Annotated in this window: 20 protein-coding genes and 1 pseudogene; 14 read left to right on the top strand and 7 right to left on the bottom strand. The window is 47.6% G+C overall.

The window, feature by feature from the left end:
- Positions 1-12: 12 nt before the first annotated feature.
- Entirely contained in the window at positions 13-486 is a 474-nt protein-coding gene (gene smpB / locus BLS58_RS12380; protein WP_090399112.1) for an SsrA-binding protein SmpB, read from the bottom strand.
- Between the two features lie 111 nt (positions 487-597).
- On the opposite strand from smpB, the gene BLS58_RS12375 reads away from it, so the two are divergent.
- Both BLS58_RS12375 and BLS58_RS12370 read left to right on the top strand, forming a co-directional pair.
- Entirely contained in the window at positions 598-1215 is a 618-nt protein-coding gene (locus BLS58_RS12375; RefSeq protein WP_090399111.1) for an RraA family protein, read from the top strand.
- 228 nt (positions 1216-1443) lie between these two features.
- Positions 1444-1701, top strand: coding sequence for a hypothetical protein (locus tag BLS58_RS12370; protein WP_090399110.1), 258 nt, complete (start codon positions 1444-1446; stop codon positions 1699-1701).
- Between the two features lie 60 nt (positions 1702-1761).
- On the opposite strand, the gene BLS58_RS12365 is transcribed toward BLS58_RS12370, so the two are convergent.
- From BLS58_RS12365 to BLS58_RS12355, 3 genes are read right to left on the bottom strand one after another with little or no spacing between them, the layout of a single operon-like run.
- On the bottom strand, positions 1762-2838 hold the full coding sequence (locus BLS58_RS12365) for a branched-chain amino acid aminotransferase (protein ID WP_090399109.1): 1077 nt from the start codon (positions 2836-2838) through the stop codon (positions 1762-1764).
- Positions 2839-2853: 15 nt separating this feature from the next.
- Positions 2854-3729 (bottom strand): zinc metalloprotease HtpX, encoded by an 876-nt coding sequence (gene htpX / locus BLS58_RS12360; RefSeq protein ID WP_245723165.1) that lies wholly within the window; start codon positions 3727-3729, stop codon positions 2854-2856.
- Positions 3729-4322, bottom strand: coding sequence for a LemA family protein (locus BLS58_RS12355; protein WP_090399107.1), 594 nt, complete (start codon positions 4320-4322; stop codon positions 3729-3731). The genes htpX and BLS58_RS12355 overlap by 1 nt, the downstream gene beginning before the upstream one ends.
- Positions 4323-4513: 191 nt before the next feature.
- Between BLS58_RS12355 and BLS58_RS12350 the strand changes: the two genes are divergently transcribed.
- The 4 genes from BLS58_RS12350 (at position 4514) to BLS58_RS12335 (ending at position 9987) form a co-directional block, all read left to right on the top strand.
- Positions 4514-6358, top strand: coding sequence for an assimilatory sulfite reductase (NADPH) flavoprotein subunit (locus tag BLS58_RS12350; RefSeq protein ID WP_090399126.1), 1845 nt, complete (start codon positions 4514-4516; stop codon positions 6356-6358).
- Positions 6359-6385: 27 nt separating this feature from the next.
- Positions 6386-8101 carry an assimilatory sulfite reductase (NADPH) hemoprotein subunit gene (gene cysI, locus BLS58_RS12345; protein ID WP_090399106.1) on the top strand — a complete coding sequence of 572 codons (1716 nt, stop codon included), beginning with the start codon at positions 6386-6388 and terminating at the stop codon, positions 8099-8101.
- A gap of 99 nt (positions 8102-8200) precedes the next feature.
- On the top strand, positions 8201-9349 hold the full coding sequence (locus BLS58_RS12340) for an acyl-CoA dehydrogenase family protein (protein WP_090399105.1): 1149 nt from the start codon (positions 8201-8203) through the stop codon (positions 9347-9349).
- A 137-nt stretch (positions 9350-9486) separates the two neighbouring features.
- Positions 9487-9987 (top strand): YusW family protein, encoded by a 501-nt coding sequence (locus BLS58_RS12335; RefSeq protein ID WP_090399104.1) that lies wholly within the window; start codon positions 9487-9489, stop codon positions 9985-9987.
- A gap of 348 nt (positions 9988-10335) precedes the next feature.
- Here BLS58_RS12335 and BLS58_RS12330 read toward each other — a convergent pair whose 3' ends face one another.
- Genes BLS58_RS12330 through BLS58_RS12320 form a run of 3 tightly spaced genes read right to left on the bottom strand, consistent with a single transcriptional unit; the run spans position 10336 to position 12935 of the window.
- The gene (locus tag BLS58_RS12330; protein WP_090399103.1) at positions 10336-10881 is read right to left on the bottom strand and encodes a PepSY domain-containing protein; all 546 of its coding nucleotides are present in this window, start codon (positions 10879-10881) and stop codon (positions 10336-10338) included.
- Between the two features lie 12 nt (positions 10882-10893).
- Entirely contained in the window at positions 10894-12249 is a 1356-nt protein-coding gene (locus BLS58_RS12325; RefSeq protein WP_090399102.1) for a HAMP domain-containing sensor histidine kinase, read from the bottom strand.
- Positions 12246-12935, bottom strand: coding sequence for a response regulator transcription factor (locus BLS58_RS12320; protein WP_245723164.1), 690 nt, complete (start codon positions 12933-12935; stop codon positions 12246-12248). Before BLS58_RS12320 ends, BLS58_RS12325 begins: the two co-directional genes overlap by 4 nt.
- Positions 12936-13322: 387 nt before the next feature.
- Between BLS58_RS12320 and BLS58_RS12315 the strand changes: the two genes are divergently transcribed.
- The 8 genes and pseudogenes from BLS58_RS12315 to BLS58_RS17595 form a co-directional block, all read left to right on the top strand.
- The gene (locus BLS58_RS12315; protein WP_090399101.1) at positions 13323-14069 is read left to right on the top strand and encodes a CpaB family protein; all 747 of its coding nucleotides are present in this window, start codon (positions 13323-13325) and stop codon (positions 14067-14069) included.
- 18 nt (positions 14070-14087) lie between these two features.
- A complete protein-coding gene (locus BLS58_RS12310; RefSeq protein WP_090399100.1) occupies positions 14088-15233 on the top strand; it encodes a CpaE/TadZ family protein in 1146 nt (381 codons plus the stop codon).
- Between the two features lie 27 nt (positions 15234-15260).
- Complete coding sequence (locus BLS58_RS12305; RefSeq protein ID WP_090399099.1) at positions 15261-16634, top strand: TadA family conjugal transfer-associated ATPase; 1374 nt, start codon at positions 15261-15263, stop codon at positions 16632-16634.
- Complete coding sequence (locus BLS58_RS12300; protein ID WP_090399098.1) at positions 16612-17538, top strand: type II secretion system F family protein; 927 nt, start codon at positions 16612-16614, stop codon at positions 17536-17538. Before BLS58_RS12305 ends, BLS58_RS12300 begins: the two co-directional genes overlap by 23 nt.
- Before the next feature lie 4 nt (positions 17539-17542).
- Positions 17543-18475, top strand: a complete 933-nt coding sequence (locus tag BLS58_RS12295; protein ID WP_090399097.1) for a type II secretion system F family protein — start codon at positions 17543-17545, stop codon at positions 18473-18475.
- Between the two features lie 28 nt (positions 18476-18503).
- Entirely contained in the window at positions 18504-18713 is a 210-nt protein-coding gene (locus tag BLS58_RS12290) for a hypothetical protein (protein WP_090399096.1), read from the top strand.
- Positions 18714-18848: 135 nt separating this feature from the next.
- A complete protein-coding gene (locus tag BLS58_RS12285) occupies positions 18849-20282 on the top strand; it encodes a VWA domain-containing protein (protein WP_090399095.1) in 1434 nt (477 codons plus the stop codon).
- Positions 20283-20336: 54 nt separating this feature from the next.
- A pseudogene (locus BLS58_RS17595) lies at positions 20337-20835 on the top strand (hypothetical protein); the annotation flags it as partial.

Raw genomic sequence — 20835 nt, 5'->3', positions numbered from 1 at the left:
TAGTGTATGGCATTATTCCATGCCTTTCATACGCTGGCCGATGGCTTTGTCCATTTGTCGTTTGGCATCTTTTTCTTTCATGGCTTGCCGCTTGTCGTATTTCTTTTTCCCTTTGGCGAGGCCGATCTGGACTTTGGCGAGTCCTTGTTTTAAATACACCTTGATGGGAATAATCGCGTAACCCTGTTGTTGGGTTTTGCCGATGAGTTTCTTGATTTCCCGTTTGTGCAGTAACAATTTCCGCTCGCGCACCGGATCGTGATTGTGGCGATTGCCTTGCTCATACGGGCTGATATGCGCTTGATGCAATATCACTTCGCCATTCTCCACGCGCGCGAAGCTTTCCTTGATGTTGATTCTTCCGGCACGTATCGATTTGATCTCGGTGCCGCGCAATACAATCCCGGCCTCAAATGTTTCTTCAATAAAAAAATCGTGACGTGCTTTTTTGTTTTGGGCGATGATTTTTCCTTCATGTTTTGCCATAACCGTGCATCCTTTTCTCGATTGTTCCTTAATGGTAGCAAATTTACCGCGAACCCGCAATTGTGCTATATTGGACGAAAGCTTAGCATACATAAAAGGAGCGAACTGTATATGGACGAATTTGCGAATTTACCGACAACTCCCGTCTCAGACGGGTTAGACGGGAAAAATCACATGGATATTGGGATAAAACCGTTATCGGATGACTGGCATGTATACGGACGAGCGTTCACAGTCGATGCCCCCGCGGGTGAGAATATTTCTCTTTTGGAAGGCATCTACAATGCGCGTCCCGGCGACGTACTTATCGTTGACGGGAAAGGCTGGACAGCGAACGCGCTCGCCGGTGATTTCGTGATCGGGTTGGCGAAAACGCTCGACCTGCACGGCGTTGTGATCGATGGCGTGATCCGCGATATCGCTGATATCCGCGAGTTGGATTTTCCGGTTTTTAGTAGAGGGTCGACGACGGCGGCGAGTAAAAAAACGGCGGAAGGGACGATCGGGCAACCCGTTACGGTCGGCGGCGTCGAAGTGAATACCGGCGACATCATCGTCGGCGACGTGGACGGTGTTGTCGCCGTACCGGCAGCGCAAGCGGCTGAAGTGGCTGAAAAAGCGAAGGCACGGATCGAAAAAGATGAAAAAAGGGAAGCGGATTACGGCGGCAGCCCGGAAAAAGCTCGTGAGTACATTGATAACTTCTTGCGGAACAATAAAAAGGGGTGAAATCGGTCGGCGCGCGGGGTGGATCTGGCGGTTTTCGGCAATAATCTGGCGCTTGTGCGCTGGAATCTGGCGCATTTGTGCGATAATCTGGCGGATTTACTCCTGAATCTGGCGGTTTTCAGCAATAATCTGTCACTTTTCTATAATGGAAAATTTATCCTTTGTCTACTCGCTACCGGTTATATATAATAAATGTAATACATTTAGCAGCGCGAGGAGGTGTGAATGATGTCTGATGAAACAAAAGAAATTTTAAATGCTATTTTACATCGTCTGGATTCATTGGATGCTAAGGTTGAGGGTGTACAAAATGAAGTTATAAGCATAAAAACCGAACTCACCCAATTCAGATCAGAAACCAACGAGCGCTTTAACCATATTGACCGCCAGTTCAGATTATTCGACTCGGATACGGATATGCTCAACAAGAAAGTGGCTGAACACGACAAGGACATCCACCGTTTAAAACAGGCACAGGGTATTTAAGTTTCATCAGCTTCATATCGCACTCCATAAAAAAGTGCACCCCCGCGGAGGTGCACTTTTTCACGTCTCCAACACAATCGTCCAGCCAAATGGATCCTCCTGCTCGCCGGTTTGAATGCCGACGAGTGTTTCGTGAAGCCAGCGCGCGGTCTCGCCCATTTCGCTGCCGTTAATCACGTAATCCTGCCCTTTATATTCCAGGCGTCCGACGGGTGAAATCACTGCGGCCGTGCCGGTGCCGAACACTTCCTGCAAACTGCCGGCTTCGTTGGCCGCGATCAGCTCGTCCATAGAAATTTGCCGTTGGCGCACATTCATTCCGTTGCTTTCCAGCAGCTCGATAACACTTTTGCGGGTAATGCCATCCAGGATGCTGCCGCTTAGCGCAGGGGTGTGGATTTCGCCGTTGATTTTGAAAAACACGTTCATGCTGCCGACTTCTTCGATATATTTCTTTTCCACGCCATCGAGCCAGAGCACCTGGGCTTTCCCGTGCGTGGAAGCGCGCTCCTGGGCTTTATACGCGCCGCTGTAATTACCGGCCGTTTTGGCGTATCCCGTACCGCCGGGGGCCGAGCGTGTATATTCGTCTTCAACGAAAATGCCCACCGGATCAATGCCGCCTTTATAAAAAGAACCCACCGGTGAAAGAATGATCATCAACGTATACGCGCGCGCAGGGCTGACGTCCAGCGTTGGTTCGGTCGATATGATGAAGGGGCGGATATACAGAGACGTTCCGACCTCGCTCGGCACCCAGTCTTTATCGAGTTTAACCAATTCTTTTAAATACTCAAGCATTGCCTCCTCATTGACCTGGGGAATACAAAGTCGGTCACACGACTCATTCAGGCGCCTGAAATTCTCTTCAGGGCGAAAAAGAAGGATGTTGCCGTCTGCGGACCGATACGCTTTCAATCCTTCAAACACCGATTGCCCGTAATGGAAAACCATTGCCGATGGATCCAGCTCCAATGGCTGATAAGGCACGACGCGGGGTTGGTGCCAGCCGTCTACAGCGGAATAATCCATCATAAACATATGATCGCTAAACTGTCTGCCGAATTTGAGCGTTGCCGGATCCGGTTTTTCTTTTAACTCCGTTGCTTTTACAACCTCTAATGTCTGCTGAACCATAATAAGATGCTCCTTTTACATGTTATATAAACGTTTGATTCGTTCCTGGGGTGGCGGGTGGGATGAGAATAATTGCGCCGTTTTGCGTTTGAGCGGATCGGAAAAATAGATCGATGCCGAGGCGCCGGAAGCTTCACTTACGGGCTGGGAAACCCCTGATATTTTTTCCAAAGCCTTGGCTAATGCTCCCGGATTTCTCGTTAGTTCCACCGCGCTGGCGTCCGCAAGATATTCCCGTTTCCGCGAGATCGCCATGCGAATCATCATCGCGACGATCGGGGCGATAATGATAAGGACGAGAGCTAAAATAAGTAAAATCGGATGCTTATTGTTATTGCCTCCTCCGCGAGAGAAAAACATCATACGGATGCCGAGGTCGCTGATGATGGCTATGACGGAGACGAGAGCGACGGCGATAGTTGCCAAACGGATATCATAATTGCGAATGTGCGCCACCTCGTGGGCGATTACGCCTTCGACTTCCTCGTGATTGAGGCGCTCCAGTAACCCGCTCGTAACGGCCACCGCTCCTTTTTCCGGAGAAGTGCCGGTCGCGAACGCGTTCGGGCTGGCATCGTTAATGATAAAAAGCCGGGGGCGGGGAATTCGTGCCACCATCGCCATATTGTCTACGGCGTCCCAAAGCCTCCGATATTCGCTGCCATCTTTGACTTCCTTCGCGTGATTCATGCGCATGACGACGTTGGTGCTGGACATGAGCATCATCGTTGTGTACGCGCCGCCGAGCACGAGCGCCAGGATCATCCCCGTAAAGATTTCACCGGCCATGAGGTACGTGATCGCCGCACCGACGGCGAGTACGAAAAGAATAAAACCGATGACGATAAAAACGGTATGACGCTTATTGCGCTCGATTTGCTTATACATTATCATGAGCGATCGCCCGTGTTAAAATCAACTTTTACGTTTTCCCGCTGTTCTTCAGGTGTTTCCAGCATCTCCTGCTGAATAAAATTGTGAGCGCTGGCAATAAAGTTCGTCGGAACCGATTGAATTTTCGTGTTGTACTCCATGACCGTGTTGTTATAGAGCTGTCGGGAATACGCGATTTTATTTTCCGTTGAAGTCAGTTCTTCCTGGAGCTGTTGAAAATTTTGGTTCGCCTTCAGGTCCGGGTAATCTTCCCGTAAAGCGAAAAGGCGTCCCATCATGCCTTCGAGCTGATTGTTGGCCGCCATCTGTTCATTGCGGCTATTGTCCGGATTATTCATCTGTTGTCGTGCTTCGATGACCCCCGTGAGCGTTTCCTGCTCGTGCTGGGCATAGCCCTTTACCGTTTCCACGAGGTTCGGAATCAGGTCGTAACGCCGCTTCAATTGTACATCAATCTGTCCCCAGGCTTCCTCGACCCAGTTGCGGTATTTGACAAGCCGGTTGTACGAACTAACCCAGCCGATAATGAGAATCCCAACCCCGACAACGATCACGATGAGCAAGATTAAAATCGCCGTACCAATTCCCATAGCTTTTTCCCTCCTTGTGTTCTTTCTATTATAAACGAAATAACGTGTTTCTACATCATTTAGGGTCACACTGTTACCAAACGAACATATTCCCGACTTGACACATAAGAATAATGGAAGTAATATAAAATATACTAACACATGAAGGTCATGCATACTTATATTTTTTCACGGGGGTGATGTCCTTGCCATTGCCATTGCAAGTGACGGACAGTCCTTTTAACGAGGAGCAGGCAGACCTCCTTAATCGTTTAATACCAACGCTCACCGAAGCGCAGAAGATATGGTTGAGTGGCTACCTTGCTTCTCCGGGCACCATGCCATCGTCAATGGCATACGCGGAAACGGCAGCTGTAGCCGACCCACCGGCGCAAACGGCGACACTTTCGCAAGTGGAAAGCCAGCCCAAGACCCGGGAAGTCACGATTCTGTACGGCTCCGAGACCGGGAATTGCCAGGAGGTCGCGGAAACTTTATCGGGGAAAATGGAAAACGGCAACTTCCAGGTGACCGTGTCTTCCCTGCTTGACTATAAGCCAAAATCATTAAAAAATGTCGATCATCTGCTCGTGATTGTAGCGACCCACGGCGAAGGTGATCCGCCGGAACCGGGATTATCATTCTATGAAACGATGAATAGCCGCAAAGCACCGAAGCTGGAGGGCACGCAATTTTCCGTGCTTTCGTTGGGCGACCTTTCCTACGAGTATTTCTGTCAGGCCGGCAAGGATATCGATAAACGTCTGGAAGAACTGGGGGGCGAACGACTCCATCCGCGCGTTGATTGTGACGTCGATTTTGATGAAGCGGCCGAAGAATGGATGGACGGTGTCCTGGGAACCTTGAACGAGCGCTCGGAAAATAACTCCGCGGAAGCGCCGGCCCCGCAATCTACACAGAGCGAACAGTCGGCGGTGTATTCACGGAAAAACCCGTTTAAGGCTGAACTGTTGGAAAATATCAATATAAGCGGGCGGGGATCGAATAAAGAAAACCGCCATCTGGAGTTATCCCTCGAAGACTCGAATCTTGAATTTGAGCCGGGTGACAGCCTCGGTATTTTTCCGGAAAATGATCCTGTCCTTGTCGATCAGTTGATCGAGGAGATGCACTGGGATTCCGAGGAGCTCGTTTCGGTCAACAAACAGGGAGAAGTGCGTTCCCTGCGGGAGGCACTCATGTCCACCTTTGAGATCACGGTGTTGACGAAGCCATTAATGGAACAAGCGGCAGCGTTTTCCGCTAACGATGGCTTACGTGAACTTCTGCAAAACGAACAAGAACTGCGAGATTACATGCACGGACGCGACTTGCTCGATTTAGCGCGGGATTTCGCTCCGTGGGAAGTGCCGGCCACTACATTTATCACCATTCTCCGCAAGATTCCGGCTCGCCTTTACTCCATCGCGAACAGTTATCGGGCGAACCCGGATGAAGTGCATCTTACCGTTGGCACTGTTCGGTATGAGACACACGGAAGGGACCGTACCGGCGTTTGCTCCGGTCAGTGCGCGGAACGGGCCGAGCCGGGCGAACAGTTGCCGGTTTATGTGCATCGCAACCCGAATTTTAAACTTCCCGAAGACCCTGACACCCCGATCATCATGATTGGGCCGGGCACGGGTGCCGCGCCTTTTAGGGCTTTTCTGGAAGAGCGGGAGGAGATCGAAGCAGCAGGCAAATCGTGGTTATTTTTCGGAGAGCAGCATTTTGTTTCTGATTTTCTCTATCAGGTGGAATGGCAGCAATGGCTCAAGGAAGGCGTGCTGACGCAAATGGATGTGGCCTTCTCCCGGGATACGGAAGAAAAAGTGTATGTGCAACACCGTATGCTTGAGAAGAGCCGGGATTTTTATCAATGGCTCCGGGAAGGGGCGGTCCTCTACGTGTGCGGCGACGAGAAGCATATGGCCAGTGACGTTCATGACGCGCTACTCTCCATCATCCAGCAGGAAGGAGGCATGAGCGCAGAAGAAGCCGATGCGTACATCGAAGAAATGAAGCTGCAAAAACGTTATCAACGTGACGTCTATTAATAAGGAAGGGAAAGGGAAGATGAGTGTATGGCGAAGGAAAACGTGGATCCAATTCACGATCCCCCCAGTGATGTTGAACGGATAAAAAGAGAGAGCCAATATTTGCGGGGAACACTCGCCGAAAGCCTCGAGGAGCCGATTAGCGCGGGTATAAACGATGATGACAAACGCTTATTGAAATTCCACGGCAGCTACCTTCAGGATGACCGGGATTTACGGAATGAGCGCCGCCGCCAAAAACTGGAACCCGCCCATCAGTTCATGGCGCGGGTTCGGGCTCCCGGCGGCGTCGCAACCCCTGAACAGTGGCTCGTCATGGACGACGTGGCGCAAAAATACGGAAATGATTCCCTACGATTAACGACACGGCAAGCGTTTCAGATGCATGGCATTATGAAGTGGAACATGAAAAAGAATATCAAGGAAATCAACGATTCCCTGCTCGACACGTTGGCGGCCTGCGGAGACGTCAACCGAAATGTCATGTGCAACCCCAACCCTTATCAGTCGGAAGTCCATGCCGACGTCTACGAGTGGGCGAAACGGCTGAGCGACGGCCTTTCGCCGCAAACGAACGCTTATCACGAGATCTGGCTCGACAAGGAAAAAGTCATCGACAGCAAGGAAGAAGGCGAAGAGCCTCTGTACGGGGAAACCTACTTACCGCGAAAATTCAAAATCGGCATCGCCGTTCCCCCTTCCAACGACGTCGATATTTTTTCCCAGGATCTCGGCTTTATCGCGATTGTGGACGACGGCGAGCTACAAGGATTTAATGTCGCGGTCGGCGGCGGCATGGGCATGACCCATGGTGATACGGCAACGTATCCGCAACTCGCGAGCGTTATCGGATTTTGCGCGCCGGATGATATTTTCAAAGTGGCGGAAACGATTATCGCCATTCAGCGGGACTACGGCAACCGTTCGGAAAGAACCAATGCCCGTTTCAAGTATACGATCGATGCCCGTGGGCTCGGCTGGGTTAAGGGTGAATTGCATGAGCGCCTGGGCTGGGCGCTGGAAGCGGAACGACCCTATCATTTTGACCATAACGGCGATCGTTACGGCTGGGAAAAAGGTATAAAAGGCCGCTGGAATCTGACATTGTTCATTCAGAACGGCCGCATCAAGGATTACGAAGACTATCCGCTCATGACCGGACTCCGCGAAATCGCGAAAATCCATACCGGCGACTTTCGGTTGACGCCCAATCAGAACCTCGTCATCAGCAATGTCACCGGGCAGAAGAAAAAGCAAATCGTCGAGCTCGTGGACAAATATGGGCTCGAGGACGGCGCGCAACAATCCGCGTTACGTCGGAATTCCATGGCTTGTGTCGCCTTCCCGACGTGTGAACTGGCGATGGCGGAGTCGGAGCGTTATTTTCCATCCCTGCTGGAAAAACTCGAGGACATCCTCGAAGAGGCCGGATTGCGTGACGAGGACATCATCATCCGTATGTCCGGCTGCCCGAATGGCTGCTCCCGCCCGGCATTAGGCGAAATCGGCTTTATCGGCAAAGCCCCCGGGAAATACAACCTCTACTTAGGGGCCGGATTTAGCGGCGACCGCCTGAATAAACTGTATATGGAAAACATCGGTGAAGAAAAAATATTGGAAGCCCTGCGCCCGATTATTTTTGCCTATGCGAAGGAGCGCGAAGAAGGCGAACGCTTCGGAGACTACGTCATCCGCGCCGATTACGTCAAAGAAGTGCACTCGGGACTCGACTTTCATGATTAAATCGCTTAAGATGGCTTCGGGTTCAAAAAAGAACCCGGGGTTTTTTTTGGTTTTATCAGCCGAAATCGCGGATATATCAGCCAAAGAGGTGATCCAACCATGGATTTAACAGCATGCCAAAACCAACAAGAACGCCTGCAAGTATTGGCGGACATCGTGCCCGCCTTCAGGGCAAGGGCAGCCCAACACGACCGGGAGGCATCTTTGCCATATGAAAATTTCAAAGAACTCAAAGCGGCAAAATATCCCGCCCTGACCGTCCCGAAAAAATACGGCGGCCAAGGCCTCGGCCTTGCGGATATGCTCGAGCTGCAAGAGACGATCGCCCACGCCGACGGTTCTACCGCCCTGTCCATCGGCTGGCATATGGGCCTCGTCAAGCAGCTCGGCGAAAGCGGAAGCTGGCCGGAAGACAAGTATGCCGCCGTTGCCCGGGATGTTGTCAACAACGGCGCCCTCCTCAACGGCGCGGCCAGTGAACCGGCGACGGGAAGCCCGACTCGCGGCGGCCGTCCGGAAACGACCGCGACGAAAACGGACAGCGGCTGGACGATCAGCGGCCGCAAAACGTTCACGACGCTTGCGCCTATGCTGGATTATTTTATCGTCAGTGCCGGGATCGCAGACAGTGACCAAGTCGGCAACTTCCTTGTGCACCACAGTTTGTCGGGCGTATCGGTGGCGCACACGTGGGACGCCCTCGGCATGCGCGCGACCGGAAGTGACGACCTCGTGCTCGAGAACGTCCAACTCAAGGACGAAGACTACGTCCAGACGATGACACCGCAAAAAGATGCCGCCGGCTGGCTTTTGCACATTCCCGTCTGTTATCTCGGGATCGCGGAAGCCGCCCTCGATTACAGCGCCGACTATGCCCAGAATTACTCGCCGAACAGCATAGAAGGCACGATCGCCGATCTGCCGAACATTAAGCAAAAAATCGGCGAAGCCGAACTCATGCGGCAACGAAGCCGCCACTTTCTCTATTCGGTCGCACATAAATGGGATCGAAGCGATGGGGAAACGCGCCAGCAAATGAAAACGGAACTGGGTGCGGCCAAGCACGTCGTCGTCAACGATGCCGTTGAGATCGTCGATCTCGCCATGCGCGTCGCCGGCGCCAAAAGTTTGCAACCGGACACGCCCCTCGGCCGTTATTACCGTGACGTACGCGCCGGGCTGCACAACCCGCCGATGGACGACATGACGATTATGCAACTAGCGTCGGATGTTTATGGAAGAAACTGAAAATCGTTGAAAGCGGCGTATCGCTATAAGGTGATACGCCGCTTTATTTTTTCTCAGCAATTTTTAATGTTGATTTCAGAGAAGGTTCATCCAAGGGAGGTATAGTGAACGTAGATCAAATAAAGGAGGAACATGACATGAAAAAATTTATGATTGCCACGGGCTGTGTAGCCGCTATCTCGCTATCTGCCGTCGGATTTTCCCAATTCAGTGCAAGTGCAGGTGGAGATGAGTCGCCAAATGACGCTGGTGAAGCTCCATCCCAGGCAGAAGAACCAACTGTGCAGGCAGAGAACGCAGGGGACGATTGGTTCGAATCTCTGCCATTTAAGGAATTTGAGTTGGACGTTGAGTATGATGACGATGCAGAATATGATGCGGATTACGAACATGAAGGCGGTGCTCCGGAAGCGGAAATTGAGGAAGAACGCGATGGTAAAGAAATTGAAATAAGCGGTGACGAAGCACTTAACGAACTTTCCGGAATCCTGCCAAACATGGACATTGACGAAAATACCAATCGTGAAGAAATCATCAACGCCGCCTTGGATGCGTTTGAACTGGATTCGAATTACAAGGAACTGGAAATCGACATTGAATTTTTGGACGGACAGGAAATGGAGATTGAAGAAGGGTAACAGCGACGAAAAACCAAGCCTGCGGGCTTGGTTTTTTTAATGAATGACGACCTAACGCGGATGCCAGCTTTGAGCTAGGTAGTCAAAAGGGGGTTATGACGCCCTAACGCAGATGCCAGTTTTGAGTTAGGTAGTCAAAAGCCGGTTATGACGCCCTAATGCGGATGCCAGCTATGAGTTAGGTCGCCAAAAGGCGATTATGACGCCCTAACGCGGATGGCAGCTATGAGTTAGGTAGTCAAAAGGGGGTTATGACGCCCTAACGCGGATGGCAGCTATGAGTTAGGTCGCCAAAAGGCGATTATGACGACCTAACGCAGGTGTTAGCAATGAGTTAGGTCTTCAACCTTAATCATCATACGAAAAAACGAGTATCTCTCCCGTATACGCATCAATGTCCATCTCGATATCTCCGCTGCTTGACTCAATTTCAATTTCATAATACGTACCGCCATCATCCATTTCGAGTTCCATCTCTTCAACAGCCCCCTCTACTTCATTTTCAGCGATTTGCACGGCTTCGGCAGCCGTGACCGGAAGCTCGTCGCCTCCCGATTCAGTGTCTTCCTCATCGGTTGTTTCGTCCTCGCTTTCCCCGCCGGTCTCATTTCGACTTTCAATGGTTTCCAGGTTCATAATCTCTCCTTCGGCAGCGTCCACTAGAAGATTATAGATCCCTTGATCATTGGCAAGTTCCACGGCGTACGCAGGTTGCCCGTTATGCTGCCTTGGCTCCACAGTCTCCACGACTCCCGGGTATTCGTTCCCGACTTTCTCCAGAACCTCATCCTCCGATAGTTGCACGCGGTCTGTGCCGGCATTCAGTTGCGTCACGCCAACCACGGTCAGCAAAACAACAATAATGCCGACACCTATAAAAAGCATTTTTTTCATACATACACCCCCTCATTCTCCCATCGGCATTTCGATGGTAAATGTCGTATACGCGCCGACTTTGCTGTCCAGGGTGATTCGTCCGCCCTGGGCTTCCATTAATTTGGCAGCAATGGATAATCCTAATCCGGTGCCCCCGTCTTCGCGCGATCTTGCCTTGTTGATTCTGTAAAAACGATCAAAAATACGTGCCTGCTCCGCTTCCGAAATACCGCCGCCGTAATCGGTGATTGCTACATAGGCCGCGCGGTGTTCCTGCCAAACGGACACCTTTATCTCCTTGTCGCTGTACTTAAGGGCGTTATCGAGAATAATATAGAGTACTTGCTTCACTTTTTCCAGATCGGCATAGACAAAAAGCGTGTCAGTCTCGGATGAAAAATAAAACGGGCGCTGCGAGGTGGTTTCCATGGCCCGAACGGCTTTGCGCACAACGTCATCGAGCTGAAAATGTTCGGGTTCCAGTTGCAAATGTTCCCCGTCCCTGACGAGCAGCAGCAACTGTTCGGCCAAATGTTTCATCCGCGCCCCTTCTTCCGTAATCGCATCAATCCCTTCATCCAACACTTCCGGCTTTGTTTTCCCCCAGCGTTTCAGCATGGTGGCATAGCCGTCGATTACGGTTAACGGTGTACGCAATTCATGGGAGGCGTCGGACACAAACTGATCTTGTTTCTCAAATTCACGTTCCAGACGTTCCACCATGTCGTTAAACGCCTCGATCAGCTGCTGAAGTTCGTCCCGGGAGCGGCGTTTGCTTTTAATCGGTTTTAAATTGCCTTTTTCCTGTATGTTCTGCATCGTCGCTATTAAACGATTAATCGGACGCAAAATGATGGCGCCCAAGACCCAACCTCCAAGGACCGCCGGGATGAGGACAATGAACGAGGCCGCTACGAGTATATAGCGGAGCACTTCCATATTTGCTTCCATGCCCTGTAAACGTTCCGAAACTTCCAGTGTGACGATGTTCCCATCTTCCCAAATGATCGGTTTATAGATGAAAACAAACCGCTCGCCCTCTTCGCTAACCCATGTGCGGGTATCCTGTGTATTCGTGAAGTGCGGGGGGAACTCGGAGAAACGCGGCTCTCTCGTAGAGGTATGAATCGTTTCTTCCTGTTGATCGATGATCCTCACCATGCCGTTTCCGGGAAGATTGGCCTGGATGATGCCATCCAATCCCGATCCGGCTTCAATGGCTTCGCTGAGAGGTTCGGTCATCGCTTCGGCCTGGTTGGTCACTCTCGCAATTTCCGAGGACCAACTGTCATTTTCATATACGATATAGACGAACACGTTTGTAGCGGCGACGAATAAAATCAATGCCAGTGCCGCTGCTACTTGCAATTTTGTTTTTAATTTCATCGGCTTCGCCTTTTCAACACGTAGCCGACGCCTCTCATTGTATGGATCAACGGTTCGGCATCGGCATCTATTTTCTTGCGCAGATAGCGGATGTAGACGTCCACGATGTTGGTGTCGCCGATAAAGTCATACCCCCATACCGCCTGGATGAGCTGTTCCCGGTTTAGGACGTGCCCCTGATTGACGAGCAGATGATGAAGCAGGTCGAACTCCCGCGGGGTGAGAATGATCTGATCATCGCCTCTTTGGACCTCCCGGCTCTTGACATTCACGTTCAGATCTTCAAATTGTAAGATTTCCACTTCCTTTTGTTGTTCCACTTTTTTATGTTCGCGCAGCTGGACGCGAATCCGCGCCAACAGTTCCTCATTTTCAAAAGGCTTGGATACATAATCATTCGCGCCAAGGTCAAGACCGCTTACTTTATCGGGAATTTCATTTTTCGCCGTCAGCATCATCACCGGTGTCAACGCATCTTCCCGACGAAAACGCCTCAGGATCTCCATGCCACTCAATGACGGCAGCATCACATCGAGAATCACGAGGTCCCAGCCACCGTCGAGGGCCGCCTCCAACCCTGATTGGCCATCATGCTGCACCTCCACGCTGTAACCTTCATACTCCAGCTCCAACGTTAAAAGCCGCCCCAAACGCTTCTCGTCTTCCACAATTAATATTCTGGCCACGACCGATCAACTCCGCTCTCAAACTTCTTTACCCCCATTATACAAAAATCAGCGGGTAACGAGATTAGAAAAGGATTAAAAATTCACGTTTAATCCATGATTAGACGAGGAAACAGATACATAAACATTGCTAAAAGTTTCCTGCCGGTAAAATTATTTTAAAAAAATAAGCCTAAAAATTCTATCCTATTCAGAACATTTGCCTGGTTCTTAAGAATGGTTTTCCACCTTAACGCTTAAAAATTTAACCAGAATATTTTATCTTATAAATATTGTTGGTAAAATAACACAGTGGCTGCTAGATAGTGATATTGATTGAATAGGAAACTATTTAATTTTAATTGTGAACTGAGAAAGTAAAAAGATGGAAAAGAGGTCAATGTTCTGATGTTGGAATCTAGACGAAGAGCGATAATATTTCTGGGACTAGCATTAATTGTCGCACTTATAGCAGGTTTATTATTTTTTCAACAAGTCCAAAGCATACAGACGGAATTGGGAGGATCGACGGAAGTCTATGTAGCTGATTCAAACGTTCCATCTCGAGAAATGATTTCTGAAGATAATATATCTACAATGGAAATCCCGAATCGCTTTGTTACATCTTCGCATATCACTGATCCCTCAGAGTTGGAAGAGATGGTATCAGTCGTACCGTTGAGCGAAGGTGATCTACTCGTTGAAAACATACTGAGGCCTTATTCGGATGTTACAGATGAAAATCACCGTCTGGTTGCCCTGCATCAAGGGGACGGTGTCCAATTTGACCAGGAACTTGAAGCGCTTGACAGAGTAGATCTAGTTGTATCCCATTCTTTTGAGGATGATGACGAGACAGAAGTTCTGATGAGTGATGTCCCTGTCGCTATGGTGATGCAAGGAGGAGAAGAAAATGATGCAATGACAGGGGCCGCGCTTGAAATTCCCGCAGATGATGCACCAGAAATTATTCATATGCAAAACTATGCTGACTCTATTCGTGTCCTGAAAGCAAATTTAGGTGAAGGTGATGTGGATCTACAAGAGATCATAGAAGATGATGAGTTAGAAGTGCCCGAGGATGAGGAAGCGATTGAAGAAGACGAGCCAGATGAAGAAGACGATGACGAAGACGACGACGAAGAAGATGATTAATGAAGGATGTAGAATGCAATGGATGCTAAAATTTTATTAATCACAGATGATGGAGCTCTAAGAGATCAATTAATGGACACCCTGGAAAATTATCCTAATACGGAAAGTATCACTTTTTCAGAAGTAAAAATGGAAATTGATCGCATTTCACCCGACATTATAATCATGACTGAGACTGATGGTGAATATGAAATTGATTTACTTCAGTATATTCAGAGAGAGATAATCTCTTCTATTATTTTGTTCATTAGCCAAAGTCATGACTTTTTCTCGTTACGTGAAACTGTACGTGCCGGCGTTCATGATTTTTTTGTCATACCTGATGAAATTGCTCAATTCAAGGATCGGTTACAAAAGAGCGTTAAGCTCTTTAGCGAAGACAATGAAAAAACAAGCAATATTTCGCTTGGGCGAGGAAGAGGCAGTGTCGTTTCATTTTTTAGTGGTAAGGGTGGTGCTGGAAAAACATTAGTAGCTTCAACTTACGCACAGACATTGCAGCTGGAATCTCATTCAGAGGTGGTTCTCCTAGACTTAAATCTCCAATATGGCGGGGTTGAAACTTACATGAACATAGACAGTAATCGCTCGATTGTTGATTTACAGCCGGTTATTAATGAGCTAAATGAGAATCATATTCGAAATGTAACAGAGGCCGAGGAACACTCAAAAATTGAGGTGTTGTTAAGTCCGAGGGATGCAGAAAAGGCGGAGAATATTAACGATGCAGATATCGCAAGGATCATCCGGGCATGTCGCAGAAGTTATGACTTTGTTGTTATCGACCTTCCAGCTGAAATGAATGCCAACACACATGCTGCTTTGGAAGAATCTGAAAAAATTTACTACGTTATGAATCTTGATACGATATCATTACGTATCTTCAGCCAGGTAGAGCAATTGTTCACAAGATTGGGTATGGATACCAGCGATCGGCTGGAATTAATCGTGAATATGAAGAACAATACGAATGAGTTGAAACTAGATGATTTGAAAAACTTCATTGCAGCTAACATCTCATCCGTACAACTTAGAAGAGATGAGAAAGGAGTACAACCCTTGCTCAACCAAGGGGAACCCCTGCGAAAATCAGCAGAAGAAAAGAAACTATCTGCTCTTGCGAAGGATATTAGAAAATGGGTACATACCCAAAATAAGAGTTAACATTTTGTCGAAGGAGGAGGATACCTGATGTCGTCGCTATTTAAAAATAAAGGTAATAATACATCTACTTCGACTCGCCAGCTGTCCTATTCTTCGTATGATGAAGCCTATACTGAACGGCTGTTGGAGCATTACAAGGATCGCTTATTAAATGAAACGAACTTAGACCACTTAACAAGTATGGAAGCGTCTGAAATGCGTGTCACCATAGAGCGCCTTGTGAATCAATACATGAGTGAAGAGAAAGTCGTGCTTTCAAAAAGAGGTAAGGATTCACTTATCGATCAATTGGTAAACGACTCTGTGGGATTCGGTCCGCTTGAACCCTTACTTAATGACAGTGAAATCACTGAAATTCTCATCAATGGTCATGAGGAAGTCTACGTCGAAAAAAAGGGGCAGCTGACTTTAACCGAATTGAAATTTCGTGATGAGGCCCACTTGAGGCATATCATTGATCGTGTCGTCGCACCACTTGGAAGGCGAATTGATGAAAGTTCACCGATGGTAGATGCTCGCTTGCAAGATGGGAGCCGGGTAAATGCAGTCATTCCTCCGGTGAGTCTTGATGGAACCTTAATTTCGATACGTAAATTTCGAAAAGACCCTTTTGAAATGGAAGACTTGATTGACTTAGGGACTTTAAATGACCCAATCAATGAGTTTTTAACAGCGATAGTCACTGCGAAGTTAAACGTCCTCATTTCCGGAGGGACAGGTAGTGGTAAAACAACACTGTTAAATTCACTATCGAAATCAATTCCGGAACAGGAACGCGTGGTGACGATCGAAGATTCTGCGGAATTACAATTAAATCGAAGTAATGTCGTAGGCATGGAGGCGCGCCCTCCTAACGTAGAGGGCACAGGTGAGATTAGTATCCGACAACTGGTGAAGAATTCGCTCCGAATGAGACCTGACCGCATTATTGTAGGGGAAGTTCGTGGTCCTGAAGCGTTTGATATGTTGCAGGCGATGAATACAGGACATGAAGGGTCATTGACGACTGTCCACGCCAATTCACCCTTTGATGCATTTAGGCGTGTCGAGGGTATGATTATTATGGCAGGTATGGAATTACCAGCTCATGTCATCCGAGAGTATATCGTTGGTGCCGTTGATATTATAATTCAGGGAGAAAGACTTACGGATGGCAGAAGAAGAATTGTTTCTGTTTCAGAGGTAAACGTGCAAGAGTCAGGGCAAGTAGAAATCCGTGATATCTTTCGTTTTAGACGTGAAGGGCTGGATTCTAATGGTGAGGTTCTTGGCGTCTTTGAAGCGACGGGCAATATCCCGAATTGTTTAGATCGTTTGAAAGTGCATGGTGTCGAAATAGATGAACGAATATTTCAGCCGGAAAGTGTGGTGGGTACCCGTGACGCCAGCTATATTATTTAGTATTGCCGTGCTTTTGGTACTTTTAGGTCTCTACAATTTTTTGGGCCATCGAGCTTCAAAGAAAGAATGGAAAAAGAAAATAGGAGGCTGGTTTGATAAAAATCAGGAAAGAGAGAGCTTTATCGTTGTACTAGGCGAAAAATTTGACCGTACGGTGCATGCGCAAAAGGTTAAAGACCAATTAATTAGAGCCAATGTACCTCTTAATGCATCGGAATTCTATGCATTCCTCATTGTGGGTGGACTTGGCGTCGCATTTCTGGCTTCGAATTTTTTTAACATCGGGGTATTCATCAGCGTATTACTCGGTGCGGTTGTCATGGAAATCAGCCGTCGATCATTATTCTATTTTCGAAGGCATAAGTACCAGGAACGTTTGAATGCTCAACTCCCGGATATTTGTAGGATTCTTGCCAACGGTACACGCTCCGGTATGACATTAAATCAAGCGATTAGTCTGGCAGCCAGAGAGCTCCCTGAACCTGCAAAAAGTGAATTTCGGCGTATGAATAACGAGTTGGCTCTCGGGGTGGATTTTAATCAAGTTATGGAACAATTACAAGTTAGAGTCCCCAGTAGGGATTTTCAGATTTTCGTTGCAACATTGATCATCCAAAAGAAAGCGGGTAGTGACCTTTTTGCTGTACTTGATGAGATGGCTAATACTTTGGATGAGCGCAAAATGTTGGCCCAGGAAATTAAGTCTATGACAGCTGAACAAAAATATATCGCGTATATCTTACCTGCTATGCCGATTGCGCTCGTTTTGATGATGAACATCGTTATGGACGGATTTATTGATCCCTTGTTTTCCGGTGTTGGTTTAATACTCCTTGCCTTATTCGTCGCAGGAACAGTGCTAACCTTTTTCCTCGTACGAAAAGTAACAGATATAAGGGTGTAGCTTTATGGATGGTTTGATTTTTGTAACACTCGTTTTCTTTTATTTATTTTTGATTATGGGTTTAATCTCTTTTTATCGATATCTCGAGCAACGAAGAGAATTAAAACAGCATGTTCATGAAATTGCTGAATTAGAAACTGGTTTAAAGAATGTAGCCACGCGTAAAGAGAAGGTATTATCCAAAGTATTCAAGTTCTCCGATGATTTATCTGCATTAGGCCATAGAATTAATTTTTTCAGTGAAACGATCGATGTAGAAAAGTGGTTAATGCTGTCTGGTTATCCGTTAGGGTTGAGTGTTGACCGTTTTCAGGGGCTAAAGATTTTCTCACTCCTATTCGGAGCTGTAGTCGGTATATTTCTATTCGTATTAGGATTCCCATTCGGGTCACTATTATTGCTTATTTTACCGATTCTTGGTTATTTTTCAGTCATTTATTGGTTGCGTTCGAAAGTCAAAAAAAGGCAAGAAGATTTGAGCAGGAATTTGCCGGACTTTATGGATACCGTGAGTGTAACGCTACAAGCGGGTGTAGGATTGGATAATGCCTTGCGTCAAATCAGTCCATATTTCAAAGGGCCGATTCAGGAAGAGTTTAACCGTTTTAATCAGAAAATCAGTTTAGGGGTGCCGCGTGAACAAGCATACAATGAACTTCTGGAACGAAATGATAGTTATGAGTTTCAGAAATTAATAAAAGGTTTGATTCAGGGTGCGCAATTAGGCGTCCCCGTGTCAAAGACCTTTAAAGTTCAATCAGAGGAAATGCGCAAAATTAAGAAGGAACAAATCAAAGAACAGGCCTCAAAAGCATCTCCGAAAGTGACGTTGATAACAACTTTTGTCGTCCTGCCAACAGCAATGATCCTTATAGGCGGATTAATGGTCCTAAATCTTCTATTCGGAGATCATGGCGTCTTTGATGCGTTGCTATAAATATTACTAAATTAAGGAGGTGAGTGACATGAAAAAATTGTGCCAACAAACATATGTAAAGCTCTCATCACACCTAAATAACCAAAAAGGTGCGCAATCACTTGAATGGTTAGGTATAGCAGCCGTTATCATCATTCTTCTAGGATTGCTATCTACAGCATTGTCTGAAAGCGGAGATACGGTTGGCGAAATCGTGGATGATATCTTGGAACAAATCCAACAGATGGTTGGTGGCTAAAGTAAAGTGTTAGTTGATGTATTTAATAGAGGTGTAACTGAGTTGCACCTCTTAATCTAAAGGATCCGACGATTACATACTACCTTATGATAATACTATTTATACATATTATTAGCTTATAAGGAGGCTTCCGCTATGAATAGGGTAAATCACTTTGTAATAATTCCTATTATCGCTTTAATTATTGCTGCTACCGGTTGTTCAGGCGAGGAGGATACTGAACAGGAAGAGGAAAACGAAGGAGAAGATGAACCAAGTGAAGAAGAACAGGATGAAGAAAATGATGCAACTGAACAGCAGCAGGATCCCCAGGACCCCAATGAAGTATTGGATGAACTTGTAGCGGATGTCAATTCTCCTCCTGAAAACCTGGATGAAATACTGGAACAAGATCCTGGACCTCTGGCAGGACAACGAATGGATGATTATGAAGAAGAGTTTCTGGAGGTCATGGAACCGTTAATGGAGTTTGAAGCTGATGAATGGGAGGAAACGGAAGAAACTTACGAGAAACTGTGGACACTCATTCATTCCTGGGTCGCGACGGATTTCCCTGATCCTGACAATATTATACAGCAAATCCGTCAAACACAAATTGGCCACCCCGACTTTGAAGATGAAGGGCAGTTTTCGTTTGAAGATCAATTTAATGCTCAGATCATCCTCGACGCCAGCGGCAGCATGGCCGAAGAGATAGATGGCACATCGAAAATGGACATCGCCAAAGATTCAATAGAATCCTTTGTTGAAACATTACCTGAAGATGCCCAAATCGGTTTACGTGTGTATGGTCATGAAGGGGATAACACAAATGAAGGAAGAGAAGAGTCTTGTAATAGTTCAGAGCTTGTTTATGATATCCAGGAGTATGAGGAAGACGAATTTGCCGACGAATTTGCCGACGTGGAACCTACCGGCTGGACGCCTATCTCGTATTCTTTGCAAGAAGCGGAACAAGATTTCGAAGACTATCCGGGAGAAGAAAACACAAATATCATCTATCTCGTCAGTGATGGCATTGAAACGTGCGAAGGCGACCCGGTTGAAGCAGCCGAACAACTGAGCTCTTCAGAGGTGGAACCTTTTCTCAATATCATCGGCTTTGATATCGATCCTGAAGGGCAAGAAGAGCTGCGTGAATTGGCCGAAATGACGGAAGGGACGTATACGAATGCGGCAAATGAAGACGAATTAACCCAGCAACTTGAGCAATCGGAAGAGCTTTCGGAGCGCTGGGAGGACTGGTTGAGTGGGGCTGAGGTTGATGCAAGCAGAGACTGGTATAGTATGAAGCATTCAACAATTGCAGGTTATAGAAATGATTGGACAGATTTAATGCGTGCTCAGGATTATGCAGCTCGCTCTGATATTGCTCGTTTTCTTAGAGATGAGGAGATCATTTCAAATGAGGCAAGTCAGTACATTCAGTCTGAATCTAGTGACCTGCAAAGCATGAAATGGGATATCGCCGATGAGATTCAAGACGATCTGCAGGACATTAATGAAGAAAATTATGAGGAAATAGTCGAAGACATAGAAGAATTACAAGATGAATATGTCAATGATTAACACATCAAGAATGAAACATAGAGCCAAATAGAACAGTTTTGGAGGTTAAATCTCATGAATAAAACATTCCGCAGGCTCTTTGCTGGTGTATTAGCGTTATTTCTAGCATTTTCACCCTTGTTTTCAATTACTGGTTTAGCGTTTACACCTATTAATCCTGGAAATCCGATAACTCCGGGAGATCCCATTACTCCCGGTGACCCAATTGAGCCAGGTGATCCAATTATACCGGGGGATCCGCCTGATACAGGTGACCCACCAGAACCTGGTGATCAACCGAATCCTGGAGATCCGATAGAACCGGGTAGCCCAATCACTCCAGGTACACCGATAGCACCTGGTAATCCAATTACACCTGGTGATATTCCTGAGGGATCCGCTCCTGGAGACGGTAGTGGTTCAGACGGAGGCGACTTGCCAGGAGGTGGAGAAGCTCCTGGTGGAGGGAATGATCCCGAGGGGAATGGTCCTGGTGGAGGAGACGGCCCCGGAGGAGATGGAACCGAAGGTGGCGACGGTCCCGGTGGAGGAGACGGCCCCGGCGGTGATGGAA

The organism is Natribacillus halophilus (assembly GCF_900100185.1).
GTDB lineage: Bacteria > Bacillota > Bacilli > Bacillales > Marinococcaceae > Natribacillus > Natribacillus halophilus.
Note: the sequence above shows the minus strand (reverse complement) of the source record. Positions and strands in the feature narration are given on the sequence as shown.

Coding starts and splice junctions, on each gene's coding strand:
- smpB (WP_090399112.1), bottom strand. CDS start 486: ATGGCAAAACATGAAGGAAAAATCATCGCCCAAAACAAAAAAGCACGT.
- BLS58_RS12285 (WP_090399095.1), top strand. CDS start 18,849: ATGAATAGGGTAAATCACTTTGTAATAATTCCTATTATCGCTTTAATT.
- BLS58_RS12305 (WP_090399099.1), top strand. CDS start 15,261: ATGTCGTCGCTATTTAAAAATAAAGGTAATAATACATCTACTTCGACT.
- BLS58_RS12330 (WP_090399103.1), bottom strand. CDS start 10,881: ATGAAAAAAATGCTTTTTATAGGTGTCGGCATTATTGTTGTTTTGCTG.
- BLS58_RS12310 (WP_090399100.1), top strand. CDS start 14,088: ATGGATGCTAAAATTTTATTAATCACAGATGATGGAGCTCTAAGAGAT.
- BLS58_RS12325 (WP_090399102.1), bottom strand. CDS start 12,249: ATGAAATTAAAAACAAAATTGCAAGTAGCAGCGGCACTGGCATTGATT.
- BLS58_RS12370 (WP_090399110.1), top strand. CDS start 1,444: ATGTCTGATGAAACAAAAGAAATTTTAAATGCTATTTTACATCGTCTG.
- BLS58_RS12375 (WP_090399111.1), top strand. CDS start 598: ATGGACGAATTTGCGAATTTACCGACAACTCCCGTCTCAGACGGGTTA.
- BLS58_RS12355 (WP_090399107.1), bottom strand. CDS start 4,322: ATGGGAATTGGTACGGCGATTTTAATCTTGCTCATCGTGATCGTTGTC.
- BLS58_RS12290 (WP_090399096.1), top strand. CDS start 18,504: ATGAAAAAATTGTGCCAACAAACATATGTAAAGCTCTCATCACACCTA.
- BLS58_RS12335 (WP_090399104.1), top strand. CDS start 9,487: ATGAAAAAATTTATGATTGCCACGGGCTGTGTAGCCGCTATCTCGCTA.
- cysI (WP_090399106.1), top strand. CDS start 6,386: ATGGCGAAGGAAAACGTGGATCCAATTCACGATCCCCCCAGTGATGTT.
- BLS58_RS12365 (WP_090399109.1), bottom strand. CDS start 2,838: ATGGTTCAGCAGACATTAGAGGTTGTAAAAGCAACGGAGTTAAAAGAA.
- BLS58_RS12295 (WP_090399097.1), top strand. CDS start 17,543: ATGGATGGTTTGATTTTTGTAACACTCGTTTTCTTTTATTTATTTTTG.
- BLS58_RS12315 (WP_090399101.1), top strand. CDS start 13,323: ATGTTGGAATCTAGACGAAGAGCGATAATATTTCTGGGACTAGCATTA.
- BLS58_RS12340 (WP_090399105.1), top strand. CDS start 8,201: ATGGATTTAACAGCATGCCAAAACCAACAAGAACGCCTGCAAGTATTG.